Here is a 6,517-nt window from a genome sequence, read left to right as displayed (position 1 = left end):
ATCAAAATCTCCGGGTGGCTTTGCCACCCGGAAAAGATACTGAAAATCGTATGTAGATTGGTTTTTTGAAAGATTCAAGAAACCCATGTACACACGGTGTACAGAATGAAAAGGAGTGGAAAGGACAAGGAATGGATATAGCAGCAAAAGCCGCTAAAGCAGGAGACAAAATATTATCTCTTCTTGCAATTGTCCTCATGGTTACTATGTTGGCCTTTGGTGGATATTCTCTATGGGATAACTATATGATTTATATAGATGCCTTTATAGGTAAAGATTTACTAAAGTACAAACCTTCTGTAAATGATCCTGAAGTAACTAGATTAAGCTTACAAGAACTTTTATCAATTAATCCGGATACAAGAGGATGGATAACCATTGACGGAACACATATTGACTACCCCATGGTTCAGGGAAGAGACGACATGGAGTATGTAAACAAGGATGTGACATGTGAATTTTCTCTTTCAGGGTCAATTTTCTTAAGTGCCTATAATAAGGCGGATTTTTCAGATCCCTATATGCTTACCTATGGACACCATATGGATGGTGGGGGGATGTATGGAGATGTAATGGAGTATATAGACAAAGAATACTTCGATAAACATCTTACAGGTCATCTTTTTATGCCGGATGGCAGAGCGCGGAAGATGGAAGTATTTGCATGTATCGAGTGCGATGCCTATGATCGTATGATTTACCAGGTAGAAGGCAAAGAAGGACACATCATGGAACTGGTGGAATATTTAAAAAATCATTCCACAAACTTTAGAGATATCGGGATAAGGGAAAGAGACCAGATTATGGCTCTATCCACCTGTGTATCACTGGAAACAAATGGTAGGGTTGTTGTATTAGCAAGAGTAAACCCATAAGGGAGGAAAACGGAAATGAAAGCAAGAGACTTCTTAATAAAGGCTGGTACTGTATTATCAGTGGTGCTATTCCTTTCCGCAGGATTGGGATTCTCATCCCAGGCAGCTGCGCAGAGTGTAAGCTTAAAGATTCCGGTAAAGATTAGCACATCAGGAGCTGCACCGGAGGAAACCTATACAGTAACGATTGAAAGAGATCCTTCCAATCCGAACGCACCACTACCTTCACCAAATCAGGTTAGCATTACAGGAACAGGAGCTAAGGATTATATTCTGGAATTTCCGGAAATGGTATACACTAAAGAAGGCGACTACAAATATATAATCAAGCAGACTGTTGGAACACAGAGTAACTTTACCTACGATAACAGAACTTATACTTTATTAGTAAAAACAACAGAGATTAGTAAGGATTCAAATGGGAATTCAGTTGCACCGTATCTTGTTCCAGTATTCTGGGTAGGAACCGGAGAAAGTACAGCAAAGCATGGAGATATTTCTTTCTATAACCGTTATAACAGAGGCGGAGGTGGCGGAAACAATCCCGGACCAAATCCAAGTCCTAACCCAAGCCCGAATCCAAACCCGAACCCGAACCCGAATCCGAATCCCAATAACCCTTCAGTACTTGGTGCAACTAGACCAAGTAGCGTAGAACCCGGAGTTCTCGGCGTAGACAGGGAGCCAAAGGTTCCTGAAGTATTGGGAGCGTTGAGACAGGTAGCAACCGGAGATGCAAGCTTCATGGCATTATACGGACTTTTTGCAGCATTATCCCTCATGTCTCTTCTTTTCTGGGGACTTGGCTATAAGAAGCAGGTACAGAAGAAAGAGAACAGAGGCTAAATCTAAAGATTCAGCCATATACAATCAACTAAGGATTTGATTCGATACGATTCCCTAAGAAGCGTAAAACCCAAGGATGGACAAGCCGCAAGGCACTTCAGGCTAAGCAACTTCATTGACGAATCATAGCTTAAGTTGAGCGAAAGAGGAAGAAGTGAAAAGCACCTAATGCTTACCCTAAAAAATATAAGTGCAAAAGTTGTAGAAGCAACTGGTGTGACACCGTGGGACATGGTGTTATATGTCCTAGATGAAAATCTATTTGTTCTAAAAAACTTCCAAGTTAACCTTGGAAGTTTTTTGTACTATAATAACTTATAGACTGCATACCAGTAAATCATGAAATCATGAAACCATAAAACCGAGAAAGCTTAAAAGATGATAGGGTGAAGCACTCAATAACATAAAGGATAGCAATGGATAAGAAAACAACAGTATTTTTGGCAAAAAAATTATTTACAGAATTGGTCTTTAATACCGCTTATATTGAAGGTGTGAATGTTACCTTCCCACAGACGCAGACTATATTGGATGGCGGAATCGTGAATCAGGTATCCGTTTCCGATATCCAGACGGTACTGAATCTACGAGATGCCTGGCGTTATTGTATCAACAACTTTGAAAGTACAACAAACTATGACTTCCTTTGCAAAATCAACGAAATGGTCTCTCGCAATGAAAGCCCGGCTTGGGGTAGCCTGCGAACAGGAAAAGTCGGTATCAGTGGAACGGAGTATATGCCGGAAATACCCAGGGAAGATGAAGTAAAGGAACAGCTACATAAGATTCTTTCCATATCCGATACGGTGGAGAAAGCATTGGAAAGCTTTTGCTATATCGTCTATCACCAGCTCTTTTGGGATGGGAACAAAAGAACAGCCACCATATTTGCAAGCAAAATACTTATGGAAGCAGGGATAGGCGTTCTGAGTATCGGAAAATCTGAAGGAGAGAAGTTTAATGAGACTCTATTACGGTATTATGATATGGGAGACAGTAAAGAGCTAAAGGAATGTTTAAAGACTTGTATACTTTCGATGTGATACATAGAATATATAATCAGATAAATTTCATAGGAAGGAGGGATTACAATGTGTGATAAAACTCAGCTCAATAAAATTACCAGTCAAATCGTAGAAGCTTACCGCGATATTTACGGAAAATCTATTAAAAATATAGTCATGTATGGATCTTTCGCCAGAGGTGATTTTGACGATGAATCTGATATAGATTTTGCTGCGATAGTGGAAGGAGAAAGACAGGAATTACAAAAGAAACTGGAAGAAGTATGGGATAAAGCTTCGGATATCGGCTTGGAGTATGATGCAGTAGTGTCGCCTGTTGTAATACCCTATGAAGAATTTCTTGAGTATAAAGACAAGCTACCTTATTATCGTAATATAGATAAGGAGGGCATTATCGTTGGATGACTTAATACAATACAGAATCGATGTAGCAAAAGAAAATATTCTAAATATCTGAGTAGCGCATTTCAAATTAGAAATAGCTGCGATTATGATGATTTTTATATTGTCTCGAAAGCCAATGCTGAGGAGCAGTACCGGAAAGTCAAAGAAATGATAGATGTGATTATAGACTATCTCTGTAAATCGGAAGAACTTTAAAACATTTTCCTCATTCTATGGTATAGTAGTTAAGAAATTATCAATCTGCCTTGAGATGCAGATTCAAAAAGAAGCTTAAGATGTTAGAAAAGTATTGAAACGAAAACCCGAACAATGAAAGAACATGGAGGAAAAGTCCAATGGCATTACAAGTGGAAAAAGGAAGACCGGCGCAAAATGAAGGCAGAAGCAAGAAGGAGCTTGCAGTTTACGATTATCTGGACAAGCAGGGCATTGCCTATGAGAGAGTAGACCATCCGGAGGCACATACCATGGAGGATTGTATCCCCATTGAGGAGGCTCTGGGGGCAAAGGTTTTCAAGAATCTGTTTTTAACCAATAGTAAGCACAGCTATTACTATTTGTTCCTGATGCCGGGAGATAAGCCCTTTAAAACCAAGGAGCTTTCCGCACAGCTTGGGGTGTCCCGCCTTTCCTTTGCTGAGCCGGAGGAGATGGAAGAGGTGCTGGGATGCACACCGGGCTCTTCCTCCATTTTCGGACTGATTCATGATAAAGAGGATCTGGTAGAGCTTTTGGTGGATAAGGATCTGATGAAGGAAGAATATCTCTGTGCCCATCCCTGTCATAACATTGCCACCTTGAAGGTAAAAACTTCAGACCTTTTCGGGAAGTTCTTAAAGTCCACAAAGCACTATAAAACAGAGGTGCAATTAAAGGGCGAGGAATAGGACAATAGAAAAAGACGGAGTGTAAATAAAACGGTAAGAACATCGAAACTCCTTGACATAGGGCAAGTCTCCATGCTATCCTATAGCAGAACTTGGGGCAACGCCCTATTTTTTATGCACTAATTTCGTAGTCATGCGAAGTTAAAAATCATTGGAGGTGAAAGCCGTGCGTACAAAGATTATATTAGCATGTACAGAATGTAAGCAGAGAAACTACTTTATTACCAAAGAGAAGAAGCTTCATCCGGAGCGTATGGAAGTAACAAAGTTTTGCAAGTTCTGTAAGAAGCACACGCTGCATAAGGAGACAAAGTAATGCAAGATGAAAAGAAATCCGGAGGAGCCGGATTCATTGCAGGGTTAAAATCTGAATTTAAGAAGATTGTTTTCCCCACACGTCAGGAAGTGATTAAGCACTCTGTTGCAACCATCGTTCTTAGTGTGTTGGTAGGCCTTTTGATTACAGGTTTAGACATTGCTATGAAGTGGGGTCTTGGATTGATTCTTGTAAAGTAAAGGTGGGGATATGGCAGAGAAGAACACAGAAGCCCGTTGGTATGTAGCCCATACCTACTCCGGCTATGAGAACAAGGTGAAGATGGACTTAGAGAAGACCATTGACAACCGTGGTCTTCAAGATGTGATTTTAGAGGTCAGCGTTCCCATGCAGCCGGTTATTGAAGTAAAGAATGGCGTAGAGAAGAAAACCGACAAGAAGATGTTCCCGGGATATGTTCTGGTGAACATGGTGATGAACGATGAAACCTGGTATGTGGTTAGAAATACCAGAGGCGTTACCGGATTCGTCGGTCCAGGATCTAAGCCGGTCCCCCTTTCTGAGGAAGAAATCCTGACCTTGGGCTATAGAAAGTCTGAAGTTTTGGTTGACTTTGCAGAGGGAGACACCGTAAGCGTAGTCTCCGGTGCTTGGAAGGATACCGTTGGTGTCATTACAGAAATCAATGACCAGAAGAAGACCGTCACCATTAACGTGGAAATGTTCGGTAGGGATACCCCTGTGGAGCTTTCCTATGGTGAAGTACAGAAGTTAAGATAAGATTTGGTAATACCCGAGGGATTTTATCCCATGGAGTACATTTAGCCACCGCTTGCAAAGCAAGCTCGTGGGAGGGTTTACCCGCAATTACCACAAGGAGGTGCCTATATGGCAAAGAAAGTAGAAGGATACATTAAGTTACAGATTCCCGCTGGAAAAGCAACTCCAGCACCCCCCGTTGGACCTGCATTAGGACAGCACGGGGTTAACATCGTTGCCTTCACTAAGGAGTTCAATGCTAGAACTGCTAACGAAGGGGACATGATCATTCCTGTTGTTATTACCGTTTACGCAGATAGAAGTTTCAGCTTTATTACAAAGACTCCTCCGGCTGCTGTTCTCATTAAGAAAGCTTGTAAGCTGCAGAAGGGATCCGGCGAGCCAAATAAGAATAAAGTTGCTACTATCTCCAAGGCCGACCTTCAGAAGATTGCCGAGACTAAGATGAAAGACTTAAACGCTGCATCATTAGAAACTGCAATGTCCATGATCGCAGGTACCTGCAGATCTATGGGTGTTAAGGTAGAAGAGTAAAAGAAGGAGGCTTTGATTCATGAAACAGGGAAAGAGATATGCCGAAGTGGCAAAGGCTGTAGATAGACAGGTTAAGTACGCTGAGTTGGATGCAATTCAGTTGGTAAAGAAGAATGCAACCGCTAAGTTCGATGAGACTGTAGAGTTACACATCAGAACCGGTTGTGACGGACGTCATGCTGATCAGCAGGTTCGTGGTTCTGTAGTTCTTCCTGCAGGAACCGGTAAGAACGTTCGTATCTTAGTATTCGCTAAGGACGCTAAGGCTGATGAGGCTTTGGCTGCAGGCGCAGACTTCGTTGGTGCAGATGACCTTGTACCAAGAATTCAGGATGGTTGGTTCGACTACGATGTAGTAATCGCAACTCCTGATATGATGGGTGTAGTTGGACGTATCGGACGTTTGCTTGGACCTAAGGGCTTAATGCCAAACCCAAAGCTTGGAACCGTTACTATGGATGTAGCTAAGGCTATCGCTGATACTAAGGCCGGTAAGGTTGAGTACAGACTGGACAAGGCAAACATCATCCACGTTCCTGTCGGAAAGGCTTCCTTCTCCGAGGAGCAGTTAAAGTCCAACCTGGATGCATTAATGGCAGCTATCGTAAAGGCTCGTCCATCTTCCTTAAAGGGAACCTACCTGAAGTCCATCACCTTGACTTCTACCATGGGCCCTGGCGTGAAGTTAGACGGATTACAGTTCGGCGCATAATAGAAATTTTAAGTAGGCTATAAAAAATCAAAAAAATTTTCTAAGCAATATAGGTCTGAAACGGGGTACGCTCTCGCTAGCTTCGCCACGTAGCGGATACTAAGCGAAAAACTGCGTTTCTCTTGTTTTTCGCAAGTACCGACGGGCTCAGACTACCCCGTATTCAGACCTATATT

The 6,517-nt window shown here is 42.0% G+C and carries 10 protein-coding genes; all 10 read left to right on the top strand.

What is annotated here, in order from left to right:
- The first annotated feature begins 131 nt into the window (after nt 1-131).
- Nucleotides 132-875, top strand: coding sequence for a class B sortase (gene srtB, locus ACO4PX_RS07775; RefSeq protein ID WP_485572186.1), 744 nt, complete (start codon nt 132-134; stop codon nt 873-875).
- Nucleotides 876-890: 15 nt separating this feature from the next.
- Nucleotides 891-1,721 carry a Spy0128 family protein gene (locus ACO4PX_RS07770; RefSeq protein ID WP_485572185.1) on the top strand — a complete coding sequence of 277 codons (831 nt, stop codon included), beginning with the start codon at nt 891-893 and terminating at the stop codon, nt 1,719-1,721.
- 416 nt (nt 1,722-2,137) lie between these two features.
- Nucleotides 2,138-2,764, top strand: coding sequence for a Fic family protein (locus tag ACO4PX_RS07765; RefSeq protein ID WP_485572184.1), 627 nt, complete (start codon nt 2,138-2,140; stop codon nt 2,762-2,764).
- A 48-nt stretch (nt 2,765-2,812) separates the two neighbouring features.
- Nucleotides 2,813-3,151: a nucleotidyltransferase domain-containing protein gene (locus ACO4PX_RS07760; protein WP_485572183.1), complete on the top strand. Its 339-nt coding sequence runs from the start codon at nt 2,813-2,815 to the stop codon at nt 3,149-3,151.
- A gap of 335 nt (nt 3,152-3,486) precedes the next feature.
- Nucleotides 3,487-4,038, top strand: a complete 552-nt coding sequence (locus tag ACO4PX_RS07755) for a prolyl-tRNA synthetase associated domain-containing protein (RefSeq protein ID WP_485561357.1) — start codon at nt 3,487-3,489, stop codon at nt 4,036-4,038.
- A gap of 166 nt (nt 4,039-4,204) precedes the next feature.
- Nucleotides 4,205-4,354: a 50S ribosomal protein L33 gene (rpmG, locus tag ACO4PX_RS07750; RefSeq protein ID WP_007158184.1), complete on the top strand. Its 150-nt coding sequence runs from the start codon at nt 4,205-4,207 to the stop codon at nt 4,352-4,354.
- On the top strand, nt 4,354-4,554 hold the full coding sequence (gene secE, locus ACO4PX_RS07745; RefSeq protein ID WP_007158183.1) for a preprotein translocase subunit SecE: 201 nt from the start codon (nt 4,354-4,356) through the stop codon (nt 4,552-4,554). The genes rpmG and secE overlap by 1 nt, the downstream gene beginning before the upstream one ends.
- A 10-nt stretch (nt 4,555-4,564) precedes the next feature.
- On the top strand, nt 4,565-5,095 hold the full coding sequence (gene nusG / locus ACO4PX_RS07740; RefSeq protein ID WP_007158182.1) for a transcription termination/antitermination protein NusG: 531 nt from the start codon (nt 4,565-4,567) through the stop codon (nt 5,093-5,095).
- 108 nt (nt 5,096-5,203) lie between these two features.
- Nucleotides 5,204-5,629, top strand: coding sequence for a 50S ribosomal protein L11 (gene rplK, locus ACO4PX_RS07735; protein ID WP_314328288.1), 426 nt, complete (start codon nt 5,204-5,206; stop codon nt 5,627-5,629).
- 19 nt (nt 5,630-5,648) lie between these two features.
- Nucleotides 5,649-6,341, top strand: a complete 693-nt coding sequence (gene rplA, locus ACO4PX_RS07730) for a 50S ribosomal protein L1 (RefSeq protein WP_007158180.1) — start codon at nt 5,649-5,651, stop codon at nt 6,339-6,341.
- Nucleotides 6,342-6,517 lie beyond the last annotated feature (176 nt).

Source organism: Oribacterium sp. (genome assembly GCF_057249185.1).
Note: the sequence above shows the minus strand (reverse complement) of the source record. Positions and strands in the feature narration are given on the sequence as shown.

Bases quoted from the DNA above. Each gene is read 5' to 3' on its own strand.
- srtB (WP_485572186.1), top strand. From the start codon at position 132: ATGGATATAGCAGCAAAAGCCGCTAAAGCAGGAGACAAAATATTATCT.
- ACO4PX_RS07770 (WP_485572185.1), top strand. From the start codon at position 891: ATGAAAGCAAGAGACTTCTTAATAAAGGCTGGTACTGTATTATCAGTG.
- ACO4PX_RS07765 (WP_485572184.1), top strand. From the start codon at position 2,138: ATGGATAAGAAAACAACAGTATTTTTGGCAAAAAAATTATTTACAGAA.
- ACO4PX_RS07760 (WP_485572183.1), top strand. From the start codon at position 2,813: ATGTGTGATAAAACTCAGCTCAATAAAATTACCAGTCAAATCGTAGAA.
- ACO4PX_RS07755 (WP_485561357.1), top strand. From the start codon at position 3,487: ATGGCATTACAAGTGGAAAAAGGAAGACCGGCGCAAAATGAAGGCAGA.
- secE (WP_007158183.1), top strand. From the start codon at position 4,354: ATGCAAGATGAAAAGAAATCCGGAGGAGCCGGATTCATTGCAGGGTTA.
- nusG (WP_007158182.1), top strand. From the start codon at position 4,565: ATGGCAGAGAAGAACACAGAAGCCCGTTGGTATGTAGCCCATACCTAC.
- rplK (WP_314328288.1), top strand. From the start codon at position 5,204: ATGGCAAAGAAAGTAGAAGGATACATTAAGTTACAGATTCCCGCTGGA.
- rplA (WP_007158180.1), top strand. From the start codon at position 5,649: ATGAAACAGGGAAAGAGATATGCCGAAGTGGCAAAGGCTGTAGATAGA.